Annotated in this window: 15 protein-coding genes; 4 read left to right on the top strand and 11 right to left on the bottom strand. The window is 70.2% G+C overall.

Going from position 1 to position 19,063, the window contains the following annotated elements; all coding sequences use genetic code 11:
• Positions 1 to 49 precede the first annotated feature (49 nt).
• From FL311_RS16095 to FL311_RS16065, 7 genes are all read right to left on the bottom strand, one after another.
• Positions 50 to 616 carry a tetratricopeptide repeat protein gene (locus FL311_RS16095; protein ID WP_141326023.1) on the bottom strand — a complete coding sequence of 189 codons (567 nt, stop codon included), beginning with the start codon at positions 614 to 616 and terminating at the stop codon, positions 50 to 52.
• 184 nt (positions 617 to 800) lie between these two features.
• Entirely contained in the window at positions 801 to 3,047 is a 2,247-nt protein-coding gene (locus FL311_RS16090) for a caspase family protein (protein ID WP_141326022.1), read from the bottom strand.
• Positions 3,047 to 3,856: an ActD protein gene (locus FL311_RS16085; protein ID WP_141326042.1), complete on the bottom strand. Its 810-nt coding sequence runs from the start codon at positions 3,854 to 3,856 to the stop codon at positions 3,047 to 3,049. Before FL311_RS16085 ends, FL311_RS16090 begins: the two co-directional genes overlap by 1 nt.
• Before the next feature lie 167 nt (positions 3,857 to 4,023).
• Positions 4,024 to 5,337, bottom strand: coding sequence for a GNAT family N-acetyltransferase (locus tag FL311_RS16080; RefSeq protein WP_141326021.1), 1,314 nt, complete (start codon positions 5,335 to 5,337; stop codon positions 4,024 to 4,026).
• A 51-nt stretch (positions 5,338 to 5,388) separates the two neighbouring features.
• A complete protein-coding gene (locus FL311_RS16075; protein ID WP_141326020.1) occupies positions 5,389 to 7,041 on the bottom strand; it encodes a sigma-54 dependent transcriptional regulator in 1,653 nt (550 codons plus the stop codon).
• 44 nt (positions 7,042 to 7,085) lie between these two features.
• On the bottom strand, positions 7,086 to 8,039 hold the full coding sequence (locus FL311_RS16070; protein WP_228556901.1) for a GGDEF domain-containing protein: 954 nt from the start codon (positions 8,037 to 8,039) through the stop codon (positions 7,086 to 7,088).
• A gap of 120 nt (positions 8,040 to 8,159) precedes the next feature.
• Positions 8,160 to 8,438 (bottom strand): glutaredoxin family protein, encoded by a 279-nt coding sequence (locus tag FL311_RS16065; protein ID WP_141326019.1) that lies wholly within the window; start codon positions 8,436 to 8,438, stop codon positions 8,160 to 8,162.
• 21 nt (positions 8,439 to 8,459) lie between these two features.
• Between FL311_RS16065 and FL311_RS16060 the strand changes: the two genes are divergently transcribed.
• Positions 8,460 to 9,617: a DUF4388 domain-containing protein gene (locus tag FL311_RS16060; RefSeq protein WP_141326018.1), complete on the top strand. Its 1,158-nt coding sequence runs from the start codon at positions 8,460 to 8,462 to the stop codon at positions 9,615 to 9,617.
• Between the two features lie 496 nt (positions 9,618 to 10,113).
• On the opposite strand, the gene FL311_RS16055 is transcribed toward FL311_RS16060, so the two are convergent.
• Positions 10,114 to 11,595 (bottom strand): penicillin-binding transpeptidase domain-containing protein, encoded by a 1,482-nt coding sequence (locus FL311_RS16055; protein ID WP_194869223.1) that lies wholly within the window; start codon positions 11,593 to 11,595, stop codon positions 10,114 to 10,116.
• 153 nt (positions 11,596 to 11,748) lie between these two features.
• On the opposite strand from FL311_RS16055, the gene FL311_RS16050 reads away from it, so the two are divergent.
• Together FL311_RS16050 and FL311_RS16045 are read left to right on the top strand one after the other, a co-directional pair.
• A complete protein-coding gene (locus FL311_RS16050; protein WP_194869222.1) occupies positions 11,749 to 12,663 on the top strand; it encodes an ABC transporter permease in 915 nt (304 codons plus the stop codon).
• Positions 12,660 to 13,568 (top strand): ABC transporter ATP-binding protein, encoded by a 909-nt coding sequence (locus FL311_RS16045; protein ID WP_141326016.1) that lies wholly within the window; start codon positions 12,660 to 12,662, stop codon positions 13,566 to 13,568. Before FL311_RS16050 ends, FL311_RS16045 begins: the two co-directional genes overlap by 4 nt.
• A 10-nt stretch (positions 13,569 to 13,578) precedes the next feature.
• Here the strand turns inward: FL311_RS16045 and FL311_RS16040 are convergent, their stop codons facing one another.
• Positions 13,579 to 13,827 (bottom strand): sulfurtransferase TusA family protein, encoded by a 249-nt coding sequence (locus tag FL311_RS16040; protein WP_223747670.1) that lies wholly within the window; start codon positions 13,825 to 13,827, stop codon positions 13,579 to 13,581.
• 205 nt (positions 13,828 to 14,032) lie between these two features.
• Here FL311_RS16040 and FL311_RS16035 point away from each other — a divergent pair, with 205 nt between their 5' ends.
• On the top strand, positions 14,033 to 15,991 hold the full coding sequence (locus tag FL311_RS16035; protein WP_141326015.1) for a DsbA family protein: 1,959 nt from the start codon (positions 14,033 to 14,035) through the stop codon (positions 15,989 to 15,991).
• A gap of 91 nt (positions 15,992 to 16,082) precedes the next feature.
• On the opposite strand, the gene FL311_RS16030 is transcribed toward FL311_RS16035, so the two are convergent.
• Positions 16,083 to 16,469: a RidA family protein gene (locus FL311_RS16030; protein WP_046714382.1), complete on the bottom strand. Its 387-nt coding sequence runs from the start codon at positions 16,467 to 16,469 to the stop codon at positions 16,083 to 16,085.
• 78 nt (positions 16,470 to 16,547) lie between these two features.
• Positions 16,548 to 18,761: a bifunctional (p)ppGpp synthetase/guanosine-3',5'-bis(diphosphate) 3'-pyrophosphohydrolase gene (locus FL311_RS16025; protein ID WP_046714383.1), complete on the bottom strand. Its 2,214-nt coding sequence runs from the start codon at positions 18,759 to 18,761 to the stop codon at positions 16,548 to 16,550.
• Positions 18,762 to 19,063 lie beyond the last annotated feature (302 nt).

Below are 19,063 nucleotides of genomic sequence, written 5' to 3'. Positions count from 1 at the left end.
GAGGGAGCGGGCGCCTCGGGGCACACGGCCCCCTGCCCCGCTGCCTGCTTCAATGGCCCGCGGGCCGCAGCCGCAGGGCCAGCTGCGCGTAGTGGTCCCGCTGGGTCGTGTCGCCCAGGTTCTCCCAGACGTCGGACAAGGCCTTGGCGGCCTCGACGTACGCGGGAGACAGCTCCAGGGCGAGCTCGAAGGTGTAACGGGCCAGCCGATAGCGCGCCTTGTCGGGACGCCGGGAGCCTCGGGTGAGCAGCGCGTTGCCACGCTCGTAGACCTCGATGGCGGCGGCCTCGCGGTAGCCGGGCTCCGGGTTGAGCTGGGTGGCGCGGCCCATCAGCTGGGCGGCGGCCTCGGGCTCCCCGAGCTCGAGCTGACACAGGGCGGCCTCCCGATGCGGGTCCGCCGCGGACGGGTCCACCTCGATGGCGCGCTCGAAGCAGCGCAGGGCCTCTTCCGCGCGGCCGAGCCGAGCCAGGGACGACCCCCGAGCCGTCAGGGCCGGGAAGTGCTTGGGGTCCACGGCGAGGACCTTGTCGAAGGCGGAGATCGCGGCCTCGTGTTGGCCTGACATCGAGAGGCTGGAGCCCTCGTTGAACGCCGCGAACAGCAACTTGGACATCGTGCCCCCAGGGCAAGGTTTGCTCGGCCATGCCAATGGCCGTTCATCCAGCCTCGCACCGTGGGGACCTCAGTGGAAAGCCGGTCCAGGTCGTCCCGGCTTCGTCCGACTGATGGGAGCCATCCGCTCTGCTCGGGGCCACCCCGGGGCTCGAACCCCATGAGTGGCTCCCTGGACGCTCCGTTCAGAGGCGCAGACCCGCCTGGACACCGGGCCACATCAGGACGTCGCGGTCCGACGATTTGGAGAACCGGCTGAGCGCCGTCACCGGCTCGCCGTCCGTGGCGTGCAGGATGTTGAAGGTGGGACCCGCGAAGATGGCGAAGCGCGGCGCGAACGCGTAGCCCACCATCAACCGCCCCTGGTGCAGCATCCGGTTGTCCGCGAGCGCCCCGCCCCACTCGTGGATGGTGTTCGACACCACGTCCACGTCGAAGTAGAGCCGCTCGGTCAGCGGCACGTGGCCACCCAGGCCCACGCCCGTCGTCCAGTGGCTGGGGCCCCGGTGGTCCGGCACCGCGCCCATGCCCACCACCAGCGTCGTGTAGAGGTAGCGGCTGCCCACCTTGAGCGCGACGTTGGCGTAGTTGAAGTCGTTGCCGTAGGCCTCCACGTGGAACTGGCCGTTGCGCACGATGTTGAGCAGGCCCACCGGCACGCCGGACTCCAGGTTGTTGGCCACGTTGATGATGCCCAGTTGCAGGCCGTTCATCTTCCCGGCGACGTTGATCAGGCCCACCTGCGCGCCCGTCACGTCTCCGCCCACGTTGATGAGCGACAGCTGCGCGCCCTGGAGGGTGTTCACGCGGCTGACGCCCACCGCCATCTGCACGCCGCGCATCGTCCCGGCCACCCAGCTCATGCCCACCGCGGCCTGGTAGCCGTCCATGTCGCCGTTCACCCAGCTGCTGCCCACCGCCATCTGCACGCCCTTCATGGACGCGCGCGACACGTTGGCGCCCACCGCGAGCTGGCCGAGGAAGCCGCCCTGGCTCGCCATGTTGAGGCCCACCGCGGCCTGCAGGCCCTCCGCCCTGCCGCTGACCCAGTTGCCCCCCACGGCGAGCTGCGCGCCCTCCATGATGTCGCGCGCCACGTTGCCGCCAAGGGCCGTCTGCACGCCGTGCGTCTCACCCGAGCCCCAGTTCGCCCCCAGCGCCATCGCGAAGCCATCCAGCCGCCCCATGGTCGCCAGCCCCAGGGAGATGGAGAGCGCGTTGTGCATCTGCTGCCCGCCGCCCCACAGGTCGTTCGTCTGGAGCTTCGGGGCCAGGCCCAGGTTGACGAAGCGGAAGTTGCCGCGCGCGGGAGCCAGGGGCTCGACCATCGGCCCCTGCGCGCCGGTCGCCGCCGCGCCACCGCCGCGCATCGCCGTCAGCTCGCCCTGCATCGCCACGAAGGCCGTGTGGGCCAGCACGGTGCGGCCCGCGTCGCCCACCGTGAGCACCGCCTGGGAGCTGGCGCCGCGCGACTCGCGCGTCACCGTGTAGCGGCCCGGCTGCAGGCCCAGCTCGGTGGAGCGACCCGCCAGCTTGTTGAGCTCCACCACGAGGCGCCCGGGCTCGTCGCGGATGAACAGGCGCCCCTCCACGTTCTCGTCCATGACGAGCACCGCGGAGGTGGAGCGCAGGTCCGTCATCACCAGCTCGCCCGTGCCGGCCAGCTCGATGTCATAGGCCGGGTGCTGCGCGCCCGCGCGCGTGCGCTCCGTGCGCGCGAGCGTCTCGTGGAAGGCGAACTGGTAGGCCTCGTGCAGCGTGACGCGGCCATCCCCCGTGGCGTCCGCCGCGCCGCGCAGGCCCGACACCAGGTTGTGCGTGAAGAACGAGCCGCCGATGCGGTCCGACTCCTGCGACACCTCGTCCTCGGACGATGAGGTGAGGATGGCGTGGCCCCGCACGGCCGTGGACGTGTCCACCAGGAACGCGGGACGGCGCACGCCGCCCTTCGAGCGCGCCAGCGTGCCAGAGGCGCACGAGTCCAGGATGGCGATGCGCACGTCCGCGGGGAGCTGCTCCAGCGCCTGCCGCAGCTCGCGGTAGCCGAAGCGGTCCTGATGCAGGAGCAGCCCCTCCTCGTCGGAGTGGCCGGAGTAGTAGATGAGCGCCTCGGTGCGTCCGCCCGGCGTCTTGCCCGCGGCGACCATCGCCTTGAAGCGGGCCAGCGCGTTCTCCAGCGCCTTGCGGTCGCCCTCGAGCAGCATCAGCCGGTCCTGCCGCTGCACGCCGCCGAGCTCCTCCAGCACCTGGCCGAAGGCGTTCGCGTCGGTGACGGCGTAGCGCAGCTTCGCGCGACCGGCGCCGCCGTCGTTGACGCCCACGAGCAGCGCGAACCGGCGCACGGCGACGGGGTTGGAGGAAGGGGTACCGGCTGGGGCCGCCGTGGCCAGGGTGGGAAGCAACAGGGACAGGAACAGGAGTGACCGCGCCATCACGGCACCTTCTCCAACGTGAAGGATGTCTGGGCCAGGGTACCCGGAAGCGGGAGCGGCCGGGTGCTCGCCTCGGTGGGCTGACGTGCGAGCTTCCGCGCGGACTCCAGCACGAGGCCCACATCGATGGGTGAATCCGAGGTGACAAAGAAGAAGCGCTCGAAGGCGGGGGCGTCGTCGAGCTCGTACGCGTGCGCCAGCGACACCGCGTCCCCCTTCTGCAGCCGGGTGCTGCCCACCAGCGTGGTGGGGTGGTGGAGCGTCACCGCGCCCCGGCCATCCACGGACACCACCGTCCCGTAGCGCCGCCCACCGGCGAGGTAGCTCAGCTGGAGCAAGTCGCCGCGCCGGGCGCGCGTGCGGTCCGCGAGCAGCTCCGTGGAGCCGTCATGCTGCCGGTACACCAGGAGCCGCGCGTCGCCCTTGATGCCGACCGTCTCCTCCATCAGCTCCACCCGCGCGGGCACCAGCGCCGGGGGCCCGGCCACCCGCTCCGGCTGGGCCGACAGCATGAGCAGCACCAGGGACGCCGCCACGGGCAGCCCCATGGACAGCCCATGCCAGCCCGGGTCGCGCGCCGCGCTCTCGCGCTGGACGTCCGCGGTGCGCGCGCGGCGGGCGACCTCGCGGGCGAAGTCCTCGGGGGGATGACGGGCCAGCGTCTGGGCCGAGTCCGCCTCCAGCCGCGCCAGCCGGGCCCTCCCGTGAGGCTCGCGCTCCAGCCGGGCGCGAGCGTCGGCGAGCGCGTCCGGGGACAGCTCGCCCAGGGCAATCCGCTCCAGCAGCCAGTCAGGGGTGCACAGGGCCATGCTCACGAAGCCTCCAGCGCGGTCCACAAGCCCATCTCCAGGCCTCCGCCGCGCCCTCCGCCCACTGGAACACCACCCTGCCCTGGAACTGTCACCTGCCCGTGAGGACACGCCCCGACGTCGAGTGGCGCAGGTGCGCGGATGTGGGCCTCGACTCGGGCGGGGGGCTAATAGGTGAGGACCATCAGCTCCTCGTCCACGTAGGCGCCGCCGATCTTCAAGGCCCGGGGCTCCACGCCGTAGGTCTGGAAGCCGACGGAGCGGTACAGCGCGTGCGCGGACGTGTTGCCGGCGACGACGGCGAGCAGGAGCTGCTCGACGCCGGGCAGCTTCCGTCCCTCGGCGATGGCGGCCTGGAGCAGCCGGCGGCCCAGCCCGCGCGACTGCGCCTCCGCCGGGACGTACATGCCCCAGACCACGGCCTTGTGCGCGCTCTTGCGGCGAGGCTCCCGGCGCACGCCCACCATGCCCACCAGCTTCGTCCCATCATAGGCGCCGAGCACCCGCTGCGAGTCGCTCGACTCCAGCCGCGGGCGCATCTCGTCGAGCGAGCGCAGGGACTCCTCCTCGAACGAGGTGCCGAACGACTCCGGGTGCTCCTTGAGCGCGCGCAGCCGCAGGGCGAAGAAGGCCTCCACCTCCGAGGGGAAGATGGGGCGCAGGGCGATGTCCCCCTCCCCGCTCGAGCGCCCCTCCTCCTTGAGCACCGCGGTGAAGCCCTGGACGAAGTCCGGGTAGCGCGGCGACCAGCCCAGCTCCTTGAGCCGCGCGTTGGAGATGGCCCGATCTCCCCGGAGCGACTCGTGCAGCGTCTCCAGCGGCACGCGGGGCGGCGGCGTCATGCCCAGCCGGTGCGCCAGCCAGGTGACGGTCTCTTCCAGCGGCGCGGCCCGGTCATCCGCCGCGCAGTAGAGCGCGCCCGGCGTGCCGCGCTCGAGCACCGCGAGGATGGCCGCGCCCAGGTCATCGACGTGGATGCGGGAGATGCGCCCGCCTTTGTCCGGGAGCCGGAGGTTGCCGGAGAGCAGCCGCGAGTGCGCGCCGCGCCCCGGGCCATAGATGCCGGCGATGCGCAGCACCATCGCGCCCAGCGGCAGGTAGCGCGACTCGGCCTCCAGTCGCGGCAGCGACGCGGGCCAGGTGACGTCCACCGGCGTGTCCTCGTCCACCACGCCGCGCGCGCCGCCGTAGACGCCGGTGGAGGACAGGTACATCAGCCGCGCGGGGGGCTGGGCCGAGAGCGCCTGGGCCAGGGCCACGTCGAGCCCGGCCTCGGGCGGAATCGAGACGACCACGTGCGCGCCCTTCGTCTGGAGGAGCGCGTCCTCCAGCGAGGCGACGCGGGCGCCCGCGCGCTGGAGCTCCTCGCGGCGGGCGGTGTCCCTGGTGGTCGCGAGCACCTCGCGCCCCGCCCGGGCTTGACTGACCGCGAGCCGCGTCAGCGTGTATCCAGAGCCCAGCAGGACGAGAGGTGGCGTCATGCCCCCCGCGATAACGGGAGCGGGGGGCGAACGCAAGGCGGGACGTGTCGACTACAGCTCCGCGCTGGCGCGCGGGTCGATGATTCCGCACTCCTTGATTTTGTAGAGCAGCGCCTTGTAGCTGATGCGCAGCTTGCCGGCCGCGCGCCGCTTGTTCCACGCGGTGCGCTGGAGCATCGCCAGGATGGCCTCGCGCTCGGCCAGCATCGCCGCGCGCTTGCCGATGTCCTTCAGCGACAGCTCGCCCGTCGGCGGAGGCGGAGGCGGAGGCTGGGGCACGTCGAACGGGTTGACGTAGCGCGGCGCCGGAATCACCGAGTTGAGCGGCTCGTGCACCACGGGCGTCGGCGCGTGCGGCTGCATGTGGGACAGGGCCGTGGCGCCGGCCACGTTGCGCGAGGGCATCTCCAGCACCTGGACGGACGAGGCCGGCGGCGCGCGCACGGGCTCCTCCAGGCCCCGGCCGCCGTAGACGCTGTCGTCGCCGGCGTACGCGGTGGGCAGCGACGGGGCGCTCGCGGGAGCGCGGCCCTCGCCGTGGAGCTCGTCGAGCACCAGCGTCGGGTCCTTCAGCACGCACAGCCGGCGCACCATGTTCTCCAGCTCGCGCACGTTGCCCGGCCAGTCGTAGTCCGCGAAGGCCTGGAGCACCTCGGTGGGCAGCTCGTTGACGCCGGAGATGTACTGGCGGCCGTACTTCTTGAGGAAGTGGTCCGTCAGCGGCATCACGTCCTCGCGCCGCTCGCGCAGGGGCGGCAGCCGGATGGCCACCACGTTGAGGCGGTAGTAGAGGTCCTCGCGGAAGTTGCCCAGGGCAATCTCCTTCTCGAGGTCGCGGTTGGTCGCCACCACCACGCGGCTGTCCACGCGCACGCTCTTCTTGCCACCGACGCGGAAGAACTCCTCGTCCTGCAGCACCTGGAGCAGCTTGGCCTGCAGCCGGATGGCCATCTCGCCAATCTCGTCCAGGAAGATGGTGCCCTGGTCGGCCAGCTCGAACTTGCCGGGCTTCTCCGCCGTGGCGCCCGTGAAGGCGCCGCGCTCGTGGCCGAACAGCTCGCTCTCCAGCAGCTCGCCCGGCAGCGCCGCGCAGTTCACCTTGATGAAGGGACGGCCTCGGCGCTGGCTGCGCGCGTGGATCTCACGCGCGATGACCTCCTTGCCCGTGCCGGACTCGCCCAACAGCAGCACCGGGACGTTCTCGTTCGCGATGCGCTCCACCAGCGCGCGCGCCCGACGCATGGACGGCGACGTGGAGATGAGCACGCGCGCGTCCGCGCCCGTGTCCACCACCGGCCGGGGCGCCACGCCCTGGACCACCGGCTGACGCTCCGGGGCACGCGTCCCCAGCGCGCGCGCCAGCGCGTCCTGCAGCTCGTCATTGCCCAACGGCTTGGACAGGTAGTCGCTGGCGCCCATCTTCATGGCCCGCACCGCGTCGTCCGCGCCCGTCAGGCCACTGAGGACGACGACGGGGGCGTTGCCCCCCTGCCCCCGGTAGCGGCGCAACACCTCCAGGCCGCTCATCTCGGGCATGACGACGTCCAGCAACACCGCGTCGAACGAGCCTCCCGCGAGCATCTCCAGCGCCTGCGCGCCACTGGACGCACAGCGCACCTGATAGCCCGCGCTCCCAAGCAACTCGGACAGGAAGGTGCGAACCGACTCCTCGTCATCCACCACCAGCACCGCGATCCGATCCATCCCCTCGCCTCCGCTCGCCCTCTGCATCGAACCTCCGCCCATCCTCACACCGAGAGCCGGGTCATGGACCCAGCCCCTCGACGAAATTCACGCGTGCGCCGCATCTCCTGCTGCGCCGCGCTCAAGAGCTGCATCGGCGTCCCCACGGTGTCCGGGAAGCTCACGGCCCCCAGCTCCAACGTGGTGCGCACCACCCGTCCATCCACCTGGAAGCGGGCCGCCTCGAACCTCGCGGCCACCCGCGACAACAACACCGGCACCGCCTCCGCGGGCGTGCCCGGCAACATCAGCGCGAACTGGCTGTCGCCCACCCGGGCCACCGCGTCCGCCTCGCGAACCGTCTGCCCCAGCACCACCGCGCTGTACACCAGCAGACGCTCCGCCATGCCCCGCCCGTACTCCTTGCGAAGCGCGCTCCAGCCCCCCACCTCCGCCGCCACCACGGAGAACGTCCCGCCGTAGCGCTCGCACCGGCGCACCTCCAACCCCATCAGCGCCAGCAGGAACGGCTTGTTGTAGACGCCCGTCACCGGGTCATGCAGCGCCAGCGCCGTGTCCTCTTCCTCACCCGCCGCGGCCCGCAGGACCGCGGCCTTCAGCCGCAGCTGCGCGTGCAGCTTCACCGCCAGCTCCGCCCCGCTGCCCCCGCGCGGCACCACGTCCACGCACTGCCCCTTCTCCAGGCAGTGCTGGTAGGCCCCCGCGTCCTGGGGGTCCACCATGTACAGCAGGGGCACGGTACCTCGGCTGAGCTGCCGCAGCCGCCGGGCCACCTGCACGGCGCTGAAGTCGGGCGCCTGCACCGCGAGGATCACCGCCTCCGGCCGGATGACCTCGAACAGCGGCACCGCCGCGTCGAAGCGAGTCACGGGAACCACGCGGAAGCCGGCCTCCCCGAGGAGCATCCGGGTCCGCTCCAGGTCGTCCGCCCTCGGCTCGATGAGCAGCACGGTGGGCGGCTGTCCCGCCTTCCCCACCCGCTTGCGTCGAACGCTCACCACATCCGCCTCCCCACCAGAATTTTCTCCACCGCTCCTCCGGCGCGTGCCCGGAATTACAGTCTCCAGCCCTTCCCTGACCTCTTCATCCCCCCGGATTTCCTGGGGAAGGGCATTCGGCTACCCATCCTGGGCAGCGGTTTTAGCAATGGACATGCCACCTTGGACTTCACGCAGCCGGGCCTCCAGCTCGGCCTCCGTGACGCGGTATTTGAAGGCGGGCACCCCGTCGATGACGATCACCGGGATGTCGTAGCGCCACCGCTCGAACAGTTCCGGAGACTCCAGGATGGAGATGAGCCGCAGCTCGAAGGGGATGCGAGCGCGGACGGCCTCCACGACGTCGGCTGCCTTGTCGCAGAGCGAGCATTTGGGTTTCGAGTAGATCTCGACTCTCATGGCGTGCAGGATGGGCGGCCGATGCGCGGCCTGACTGGTGACTTCTCGACGATGCCCCTCAAGGACCTCGTCGTCTACCTCGGGAACCGACGGGCCACCGGCTCGCTCAAGGTGGAGCGCGGGGACGTGCGCAAGCAATGGGTCCTGCGTGACGGGCAGGTCGTTTGCGCCAGCTCCAATCAGCCTCGGGAGTTCTTCGGTCAATTCCTCATCAACATGGGGCATCTGACGGAGGCCCAGTTGGAGAAGGCCTTCGCCACGCAAGCCCAGACGCGGGTGTTCCTGGGCAAGGTGCTGGCGACGTCGGGGGTGGTGCCGGAGGCGACGGCGCGCTCGACGTTGAGCCACAAGTTCCGGGAGATGATGCTGGACGCCTTCCACTGGCAGGAGGGGGAGTTCACCTTCGAGGCCTCGGACACGGCGCCGGACATCGCCGGGCTGGATGTGGAAGTGGACCTGGTGGACATCCACCGCGAGGGCGAGTTCCGGGAGACGGCGTGGGAGGCCATCCGCGCGGTGTTCCCCACGGGCGGCACGCGGCTGGCGGTGGACGAGCGCAAGCTGCCCGAGCGCAAGCCTGGCAGCATGGACGAGCGCATCATCCAGCTCATCCATGACGGGCTGAGCATCGACGGAATGGCGCGGGCGCTGCACGCCACGGACTTCTTCCTGTATCAGCGGCTGTACGCGCTCTATCGGCTGGACGCGGTGAAGGTATCGGACGAGGCGCCCGTTCCCGTCACGGCGGCGGTGGTGGAGGAGGAGAAGCAGGAGGGCGGCGTCATCGGCGCGGAGTCGTCCTCGGACGAGGTGCTGCAGGCAGCGCAGCTCTTCCTGGACGCGGGCAATGTCCGGGATGGCGAGGCGCTCGCGCGGCAGGCACATGAGATGTCGCCGTCGCCCCGCTCCGCGGCGCTGGTGAAGTCCGCGCAGGAGAAGCTGCTGGCCGAGCTGCGCCGGGAGCTGATGGACTCGGCGAAGGTGCCGGCTCTCCTGGTGGCGCCCGCGAACCTCAAGACGCTCCAGCTCACCGCGCCGGAGCGCTACCTGCTGTCGCGCATCGACGGACGGCGGGACGTGGCCGCCATCGTCCACGTGTCGCCGCTGCAGGAGCTCGACGCGCTGAAGTTCCTCCACGGCTTCGTGGACATGGGGCTGGTGAAGCTCACCGCGCGGTAGGCGGCGCGGCGCGCTCGCGGTCGGGGCGAGCCGACCTCACGCCTCGCGGAGGCTGACGCCAAGGGAAGGCGCCGCGTCGTGCGTCGTCCCCACCGGCACGAGGACACGAGCACCTCGCGAGAGCGCTTGCCCGCGAGAGCCAGCACGAGTTCCACGCGCACCTCGCGCTCAGTGCTTGCCCGCGAGCGCTAGCACGAGGCCACGCACGCCTCGCGCTCAGTGCTTGCCCGCGAGCGCCAGCACGAGGACACGAGCACCTCGCGAGAGCGCTTGCCCGCGAGCGCCAGCACGAGGACACGAGCACCTCGCGAGAGCACTTGCCCGCGAGCGCCAGCACGAGGACACGAGCACCTCGCGAGAGCGCTTGCCCGCGAGCGCCAGCACGAGCACACGAGCACCTCGCGAGAGCGCTCGCCCGCGAGCGCCAGCACCAGGCCACGCACACCTCGGAGCGTTCGCCCTCGAGCGCCAGCACCAGGCCACGCACACCTCGCGCTCAGTGCTTGCCCGCCGCCGACGCGGGCGCGGTGACTTCGACGGGCGCGGGCACGCGCTCGAGTCCGAGCCGAATCGCCTCACGTCCAAGCCACGTGCCGCGGATGCGCCACTTCGGGTCATTGACCACGAGCGCGGCCACGGCGACACGCGGGTTGTCCCGGGGCGCGAAGCCGACGAACCACGAGTAGTCCCGGAAGGGATTGCGGTCCGCGAGCGTGCCCGTCTTGCCCACCGCGTCGTCCACGCGGAAGTGCCGCTCCCGGAAGACGCCGCGCGCCGTGCCGTGCGTGACGGTCGTCTCCAGCATGTCGGTCAGCGCCTTCGCCGCCTCGGACGTCAGCACGCGCTCGGGCTCCTCGGGGGGCAGCAACACACCGGGCCTCGGCTCGGGCTCCACCAGCACCGGGTCCACCCACAGCCCATCGTTCGCGGCCACGGACGCCACCAGCGCGCCGTGCAGCGGCGAGAGATAGACATCCCCGAACCCCGCCCCCGTGTTCGCCAGCGCGAAGCCCTCCTCCGGCACCGCCGCGAGCGACACGTCCGTGGGCACCACGAAGTCGATGGCGCGGTTGAAGCGGAAGCGCGCGGCCATGTGCCGCAGCACCTGCGCGGTGAGGTGCTTCTGCGTGAGCTTGGCGAAGATGACGTTGGCGCTCTTGCCCATCGCCAACGCCAGGGAATAGCAGGCCCCGTCCCGCTCACTGTCCTCCAGGTGCCGCTCCGTCAGCCGCCGCTTGCCGCCGTGGAAGCACTCCTCCAGCTCCGGCGAGACACCGGCCTCGAGCAGCGCGCTGCCCGTGACGATCTTGAAGATGCTCGCCGCCGGGAACACCGCGCGGAAGGGCAGCCCGCGCAGTTCCGGCTGCGCCGCCGAGTGCTCCGCCAGCGCCAGCACCCGGCCCGTCGACGGCTCCAGCACCACGGCCGCGCCGTACGGCACCTCGTAGTCGCGGAGGATCTTCGTCAACTGCGCCTGGAGCACCGGGTCCACGGTGAGCACCTTCTCCTCACCGTTCTTCTCCTTCACCACCAGCCGCTCACCCTGCAGCTTCGCGCGCGCCAGCAGGTCCTGGGACTTCGACATCGTCCGCAGCGTGGTGATGGGGGGCGCCGTCAACCGCGAGGGCACCGGCGAGGGCGGCACCAGCCCGGGCACCGTCACCAGCGTGGCCAGCCCACCGTCCGCCCCACCCTGCACCGCGGCCGCCGCCACCGCCTCCGAGTCCGAGCCTCCGTCCTCTCCCGGAATTCCTTGGGCTTCCAGTGGACCGCCACCGCCCGCATGGGCCCCAGGGCCCGCGTCGTCACCGCCCGCGAGCGCCACCGCCGTGCCCCCCGCATCCGCGGAGGACGCCACGACCCCCGCGTCCTCCGAGCCCACGGCCGGAGCACTCCCGGACGGGGACGCGTTCGCCCCCAGCAGGAGGGAGAGCGGCAGCAGGGCGGCGGCGGACAGGAGTCGTCGGCGAATCGTCATGTGCGGCGCTAGGGGGCGAGGAGGGGGTGAGGCAGGCGAATCCTAGCGGCTGGCGGCCCGCTGTCCACGGACGCTTCCCTGCCCGCCCGAACGGCGCCCGCGTCAAAAACCAGGCGACGACGTGTGCACCTCCCCAGTAGGGTCCTTCACACTTTGGACGGACTGAAAGAAACCCTGGTCATCTGGAGCGCGGAGCTGCGCCGGGCCGTGCGCAGCGGGCGCGCGGTGGTGCTGCTCGGGCTCTACAGCATGTTCTCCGCGCTGGTGCTGCTGGTGGTCGGCTGGCTCGCCCGAGAGGTCCGAGCGGCGGTGAACCAGAAGCTCGCCGAGGCCGGAGGCGCGGACGCGGACACCTCCGCTCGCTTCGCCGAGGAGATGCGCAAGGGCGTGCTGGGCTTCCTCACCAGCAACGACACCGCGATGATGGAGGCCCTGGCGCAGGTGCCCATCGAGGTGCTGCTCGTCTTCAAGGTCACCCTCTTCTTCCTGCCCGCCTACGTCGCGCTGATGGGGTTCGACCAGATCAGCGGTGAAGTCGGCCCACGCTCCATGCGCTACCTCACGGTGCGCGCCCGCCGCTCCTCGGTGCTGCTGGGCAAGTTCCTGTCCCAGGCGGCGCTGCTGGTGGGCCTGGTGCTCGTCATCGACCTGGCCATCTTCATCTACGCGCGCATCGCCAACCCGGACTTCGGCTTCGCCGCGCTGAGCCTCAACCTGCTCAAGTTCTGGATGGCCGCCATCGTCTTCTCGCTGTCCTACGTGGCGCTCACCACGCTGTGCTCCAGCCTCTTCCGCAGCCCCGCGGTGAGCCTGGTCTTCAACTTCATCCTCCTGTTCGTCTTCTGGCTGATGGACACCGTGGGCCGGGCCTCCAGCGTGGTGGACGCGGCGTCGGGCCAGCAGGAGGGAGCGCTGCGGTTCCTGCGCTACCTGTCGCCCTCCTATTACGCCGGGGACCTGCTGCACCCGAGCTTCACCGAGTTCGGTGTGAGCGGCGCGGCCTACGCGGGCTTCGCGACCATCTTCCTGCTGGGGGCCTACGGCGCCCTGCGCGCGAGGGACCTGTGAGCGAGCTGGCCATCGAGTTGTTCGGCATCACCAAGCGCTTCGGCCCCAAGGTCGCGGTCAACAACGTCAGCTTCTCCGTGCCCAGGGGCGCGGTGTACGGCCTCATCGGCCCCAACGGCGCTGGCAAGACGACCACCTTCTCCATGATGTGCGGCTACCTCTATCCGTCCGAGGGCACGCTCAAGGTCATGGACGTGGACCCCACCACCCCCGGCGCCCTCAAGGGCCGGCTGGGCGCCCTGCCCCAGGACGCGGTGCTGCCCCCCGGCTGGGAGGTGGGCGCGCTCCTGATGTACTGGGCGAAGCTGTCCGACCTCGACGCCCCCGAGCGCGAGGCCCGCGAGGCGCTGGAGAAGGTCGGGCTGAGGGAGGCCTGGAACGTCCAGACGCAGGCGCTCAGCCACGGCATGGCCAAGCGCACCGCCATGGCGCAGGCGCTCATGGGGCAGCCCCCGCTGGTGCTGCTCGACGAGCCCACCGCCGGACTGGACCCTCGCATCGCCGCGCAGGTGCGCCAGGTCATCAAGGACATGAAGGGCCGCCAGACGGTGGTGGTCTCCAGCCACAACCTCCAGGAGCTGGAGGAGCTGTGCGACGCGGCGGCCATCCTCGACAAGGGCACGCTGGCGCAGGACGGCAGCATGTCCGAGCTCACCGGGCAGGGCGCGGAGTTCCGCGTGCAGATCGCCCGCGGCACCGTCATCCCGCCCGAGATCGCCACCCTCCCCCACGTCACCGACGCGCGCCTGGAGGGCGAGCACGTCCTCGTGGTGCGCTTCGGCGGGCAGGTGCCTCCCGAGGAGGTCATCAGCCGCGTCGTCGCCCACCTGCTCCAGAGCGGCGTGCTCATCCTCGGCGTCAGCCGCGGCCGGCGCCTGGAGGAGCGCGTCCTCCAGTTGCTGTAGCCACCGGGTTTCAACCCACCTTGCGGACCCAGCCCACGTAGCTCGTCTCCCTGCGCTCCAGGCGGACGAGCTCGTGGCCCGTGGCCTCGCACCAGGCGGGCAGATCCGCCTCCAGGCCCCGGTCCGTGGACACCAGCTCCACGAGCGTACCGACGGGCAGCCGCCGCATCGCCTTGGCGATCTCCAGGATGGGCACCGGACAAGGCCTGCCGGAGGTGTCCACTCGCACGCTGTTGTCCATCCGCGAACTGTCTCCCATGGGTGAGATCCGAGCGTGCGGAATTTTTCCGAGAACCGCCCAGTTTTCGGGCCCCTGAGGGGCCTTGGTGGCGAGCCCGGAGGGCTTCCACTCGGCTTGCGTGTCTGGAAATCCCTCTGTTAAGTACCCCGGCCCTCTCGACTTTTCTCGTACATCCACGCTCGGGGCCGGAGTCGGACCTATGGCGAAGGAGCAGAACCCACCCATGAAGCCCAATATCATCGTGGCCCTGCTGGTCGGCCTGGTGCTTGGTTTCGTCGGCGGCCGCGTCTACAGCGGCTCTCCCACGAAGGCCGAAACCAAGCCCGCCGCTCAGGCCGGTCAGGCCAACCCCGCGCGCCGTCCGGTGGACCCCACCGTGTTCAAGGTTCCCGTCGAGGGTTCCCCCACCCGGGGCAACCCCGAGGCCCTCGTCACGTTGGTCGAGTTCTCCGACTACGAGTGCCCCTTCTGCAGCCGTGCGAACGTCACGGTGGAGAAGCTGGAGGAGGAGTACGGCAAGAAGCTGCGCGTGGTGATGAAGCAGAACCCGCTCTCCTTCCACGCTCGCGCCAAGCCCGCGTCCCTCGCGGCGCTGGCCGCTGGCGAGCAGGGCAAGTACTGGGAGATGCACGGCAAGCTCTTCGCCAACCAGAAGAAGCTGGATGACGCCTCCCTGGAGCAGTACGCCAAGGAGCTGGGCCTGAACCTGGACAAGTGGAAGGCCGACATGGCCAGCCCCGCGCTGTCCGAGGTCATCCAGAAGGACCAGACGCTGGCCGGCCAGCTCGGCGCGAGCGGCACGCCCGCCTTCTTCATCAACGGCCGCTTCCTCTCCGGCGCGCAGCCCATCGACAACTTCAAGGCGCTCATCGACGAGGAGCTCGGCAAGGCCGAGGCCCTGGTGAAGGACGGCGTCCGCCCGGCCCAGGTCTACGCGAAGATCATCGAGAAGGGCGCCGAGCGCGCCGCCCCCAAGGCGGCCCAGCAGCAGCAGCAGGCCCCCGCGGTGAAGAAGATCGACGTGCCGGCCGACTCGGCCTCCTTCGGCCCGGCCACCGCCAAGGTGACCATCGTCGAGTGGTCCGACTTCGAGTGCCCCTTCTGCAGCCGCGCCGTCCCCACGCTGACGCAGATCAAGAAGGACTACCCCAAGGACGTGCGCGTGGTGTTCCGTCACCAGCCACTGTCCTTCCACGCCAACGCCAAGGCGGCCGCCGAGGCCTCCGAGGCCGCGCGTGAGCAGGGCCGCTTCTGGGAGTACCACGACAAGCTCTTCGCCAACCAGAAGGCCCTGGACCGCGCCTCCCTGGAGAAGTACGCGCAGGAGCTGGGTCTGAACGTCGCCAAGTTCAAGGCCGCGCTCGACTCCGGCAAGTTCAAGGCGAAGGTGGAGGCGGACAGCGCCGCTGGCAGCGCCGTGGGCGCCAACGGCACCCCGACGTTCTTCGTCAACGGCCGTGAGCTCGTGGGCGCGCAGCCCTTCGACGCCTTCAAGCGCCTCATCGACGAGGAGATCGCCAAGGCCGACAAGCTGCTGGCCTCCGGCACCAAGCCCGAGGAGCTGTACGCGAAGCTCAACGCGGACAACGTGGCCAACGCCCCGGCCGCCGCCGCCCCCGGCGCCCCCGCCGAGCCTCCCGTCCAGAAGGTCGACGTCGGCAACGCCCCGGTGAAGGGTCCCGCGAACGCGCCCGTCACCATCGTCGCCTTCTCCGACTTCGAGTGCCCGTTCTGCAGCCGCGTGGTCCCCACGCTCAAGCAGATTGAAGACCAGTACCAGGGCAAGGTGAAGGTGGCCTTCCGCAACCAGCCGCTGCCCATGCACGCCAACGCCAAGGCCGCCGCGGCCGCCGCGCTGGCCGCGCACGAGCAGGGCAAGTTCTGGGAGATGCACGACAAGCTCTTCGCCAACCAGCGCGCGCTGGACCGGGCCTCGCTGGACAAGTACGCGCAGGAGCTGGGCCTGAACGTGGAGAAGTTCAAGGCCGCCCTGGACAGCAACAAGTTCGCCCAGCAGATCGAGGCGGACGCGGCGGACGCCGGCCGTCTGGGCGCCACCGGCACCCCGACGTTCTTCATCAACGGCCGCACCCTCGTGGGCGCCCAGCCGTTCGACGCCTTCAAGCGCGTCATCGATGAGGAGCTGAAGAAGGCCGGCGCGGTGGCGGCGGACCGCAAGTAGTCCGCTCCTCGCAGCCCTGAAGCACTCGAGGCCGTCGGACCGCTTGGGTCCGACGGCCTCTTGCTTTCACACGCCGCGGAGGCGCGGGACTTCAGGACACGGCGATGGCGTCGATCTCCACCTTGGAGCCGCGCGGCAGCGCCGCGACCTGGACGGTGGCGCGGGCCGGCGGGGCGCCGGTGAAGTAGCGGCCGTAGACCTCGTTGACGCGGGCGAAGTCACCCAGGTCCGTGAGGTAGATGGTGCTGCGCACCACGTGGCTGAAGTCCAGCCCGGCCGCCTTGAGCACCGCCTGGAGGTTGAGCATCACCCGCTCCGCCTGGGCGACGACGTCCCCCTGCACCATCTCCATGGTGACGGGGTCCAGGGGAATCTGCCCGGAGAGGAAGGTCATCTTCCCCGAGTCCACCTGCACCGCCTGCGAGTACGGACCGATGGCCTTGGGGGCCTGGTCCGAGTGGATGGTCTGTCGAGCCATGGAGCGCACCTCGAGGAGTCGGGCGGCCGGAGGTGGCCGCCGGATTTTCCTGGGCGCTCTACCACGAATGGCGGCCCTTTAGATTCGCTCCACGGAGTACACGCCACTCAAGCGCTCGATGGTGCGCATCAGGTCCGTGAGCTGCTTCAGGTCGGAGATGATGACCTCGAAGGTGTTCACGGCCCGGTCATCCCCGGTGGCCCGACAGTTGGCCTGGGAGATGTTGACGCCCTTCTTCGAGAAGATGTTGGAGATGTCCGCCAGGAGGCCCGTGCGGTCCGCGGTGAGCACGCGCAGGGTGACGGGGCGCTTGAAGTCTCCGCGCACATCCCAGCTCACGTCCACGCGCCGCTCGGGGTCCGTCGCGAGCGCCTTCTCACACCCCACCGTATGCACCGTGACGCCCCGTCCCCGGGTGATGAAGCCGGCGATGGGGTCGCCGGGGACGGGGTTGCAACACCGTCCGAAGCGCACCAGCACGTCATCCACGCCGCCAATCTGCACGCCGCTGCGGTTGCTGCGGCCCACCAGGCGCTTGGCCAGGTCCGTCACGCGCGACAGGCCGGGCAGCATGGACGAGCCGCCCGAGGACGCGCCGTTGCCGGAGGACTCCCCTCGGGGCGTGGCCTCCGCCTCGTTGCGCTTCTCCTCGGGCACCAGCCGCTGCACCAGCTGCTGCGGCGTCACCTTGCCGTAGCCCACCGCCACCAGCAGGTCGTCCTCGACGCGGAAGCCCAGCTCCTCGGCGACGCGCTTCACCTCGCCGTTCTTGAGCAGGCGGTTGAAGTTGAGCTGGAAGCGCTTGAGCTCGCGGTCCGTCAGCTCGCGGCCCAGTTGGAGGCTCTTCTCGCGCTGCTGCTGCTTGATGAAGCCGCGGATGCGCTGCTGCGCGCGGCTCGTCTTGACGAAGGTGAGCCAGTCCTTGGACGGGTGCTGCTGCGGGCTGGTGAGCACCTCCACCGTGTCGCCGTTCTTCAGCTTGTAGCGCAGGGGAACGATTTTGCCGTTCACCTTGGCGCCCACGCACCGGTTGCCCACGTCCGAGTGGATGGCGTACGCGAAGTCCACCGGCGTCGCGCCGCGAGGCAGCGAGCGCACGTCGCCCTTGGGCGTGAAGACGAAGACCTCGTCGGTGAAGAGGTCCACCTTCACCGTCTCGAGGAACTCCTTGGGGTCCTTCAGGTCCTGCTGCCACTCCATGAGCTGGCGCAGCCAGGCGAACTTCTCGTCATCCTTGGAGATGACCGCCTTGCCCTCCTTGTACTTCCAGTGGGCCGCGATGCCTTCCTCGGCGATCTTGTGCATCTCCGCGGTGCGGATCTGCACCTCCACGCGCTCGCTCAGGGGGCCAATCACCGTGGTGTGCAGTGACTGGTACATGTTCGGCTTGGGGATCGCGATGAAGTCCTTGAAGCGCCCCGGCACCGGCTTCCACATCTCGTGCACCAGGCCCAGCGCCTCGTAGCAGGCGGGCGCGGTGGGCGCGATGATGCGGAACGCGATGATGTCGTGGATCTGATCGAAGTCGATGCCCTGCGCCTTGATCTTCTTGTAGATGCTGTAGACGTGCTTGAAGCGGCCGCTCACGTCGCCCTTGAGGCTCCGCTCGGCCAGCTTGGTGCGCACCAGGTCGCAGGTGTCCTCGATGTACTTCTCGCGCTCCTTCTTGCGCTTGTTGAGCTTCTCCTGCAGCCCGAAGAACTCCTGCGGCTTCACGTAGCGGAAGCTCAGGTCCTCCAGCTCCGTCTTTATCCAGGAGATGCCCAGCCGGTTCGCCAGGGGCGCGTAGATGTCCAGCGTCTCCTGGGCGATGCGCGCCTGCTTCTCCTCGTTCATGTGGTCCAGCGTCCGCATGTTGTGCGTGCGGTCGGCCAGCTTCACGAGGATGACGCGGATGTCCTGCGCCATCGCGATGATCATCTTCCGGAAGTTCTCCGCCTGCTTCTCCTCCTGGGAGAGGCTGGCGGACGCGGAGAACTTGGACAGCTTGGTGACGCCGTCGACCAGCTGGGCCACCTCGGCGCCGAACAGCTCCGTGAGCTCCTCGGCGGTGGCGAGCGTGTCCTCGATGGTGTCGTGGAGCAGCCCGGTGACGATGGACGCCTCGTCCAGCTTCAGGTCGGCGAGGATGCCGGCGACCTCCAGCGGGTGGACGAGATAGGGCTCTCCCGACTTCCTCAGTTGGCCCTGATGCACCTTGGCCGAGTAGACGTAGGCCTTCTTGATGATGTCCAGGTCCGGGTCCGGGTGGTACGAGGAAACCCGTTGGAGGATGTCGTTCAGGCGGATCATCGAAGCAGGGGGAATCGTAACTTCGTGCCGGAGGGGGGGCAACGTTGCCCCACAGTGCCTGTCACATTTCTCTTCCGGGTTTGTCCCACCCGTCGCGTTCGCTTTCGTTGACCCGACGTTTTACGCGCTCGTAGATTCGCCTCCGCCCATGTCACAGCTCTTGTTGTCGGCTCTCTCCGTGGTTTGCCCGAACTGTGACGGGTTCAATCCGCCGCGCTCGGCCACCTGTGTACTGTGCGGCCAGGCCATGGGGGAGGCGCCCGCCGCCAAGGCCCCCGCGGCCAGGCCGGCCACCACGGGCC

Source organism: Myxococcus sp. AB025B (assembly GCF_006518215.1).
GTDB lineage: Bacteria > Myxococcota > Myxococcia > Myxococcales > Myxococcaceae > Myxococcus > Myxococcus fulvus.
The sequence above is the reverse complement of the archived record's forward strand: the minus strand, read 5'-3'. Positions and strand labels throughout refer to the sequence as shown.

What these genes read in the sequence shown, in the direction of transcription:
- FL311_RS16075 (WP_141326020.1), bottom strand. Translation starts at nt 7,041, where the DNA reads ATGGATCGGATCGCGGTGCTGGTGGTGGATGACGAGGAGTCGGTTCGC.
- FL311_RS16095 (WP_141326023.1), bottom strand. Translation starts at nt 616, where the DNA reads ATGTCCAAGTTGCTGTTCGCGGCGTTCAACGAGGGCTCCAGCCTCTCG.
- FL311_RS16090 (WP_141326022.1), bottom strand. Translation starts at nt 3,047, where the DNA reads ATGGCGCGGTCACTCCTGTTCCTGTCCCTGTTGCTTCCCACCCTGGCC.
- FL311_RS16085 (WP_141326042.1), bottom strand. Translation starts at nt 3,856, where the DNA reads ATGGCCCTGTGCACCCCTGACTGGCTGCTGGAGCGGATTGCCCTGGGC.
- FL311_RS16055 (WP_194869223.1), bottom strand. Translation starts at nt 11,595, where the DNA reads ATGACGATTCGCCGACGACTCCTGTCCGCCGCCGCCCTGCTGCCGCTC.
- FL311_RS16065 (WP_141326019.1), bottom strand. Translation starts at nt 8,438, where the DNA reads ATGAGAGTCGAGATCTACTCGAAACCCAAATGCTCGCTCTGCGACAAG.
- FL311_RS16035 (WP_141326015.1), top strand. Translation starts at nt 14,033, where the DNA reads ATGAAGCCCAATATCATCGTGGCCCTGCTGGTCGGCCTGGTGCTTGGT.
- FL311_RS16040 (WP_223747670.1), bottom strand. Translation starts at nt 13,827, where the DNA reads ATGGGAGACAGTTCGCGGATGGACAACAGCGTGCGAGTGGACACCTCC.
- FL311_RS16025 (WP_046714383.1), bottom strand. Translation starts at nt 18,761, where the DNA reads ATGATCCGCCTGAACGACATCCTCCAACGGGTTTCCTCGTACCACCCG.
- FL311_RS16060 (WP_141326018.1), top strand. Translation starts at nt 8,460, where the DNA reads ATGCGCGGCCTGACTGGTGACTTCTCGACGATGCCCCTCAAGGACCTC.
- FL311_RS16030 (WP_046714382.1), bottom strand. Translation starts at nt 16,469, where the DNA reads ATGGCTCGACAGACCATCCACTCGGACCAGGCCCCCAAGGCCATCGGT.
- FL311_RS16080 (WP_141326021.1), bottom strand. Translation starts at nt 5,337, where the DNA reads ATGACGCCACCTCTCGTCCTGCTGGGCTCTGGATACACGCTGACGCGG.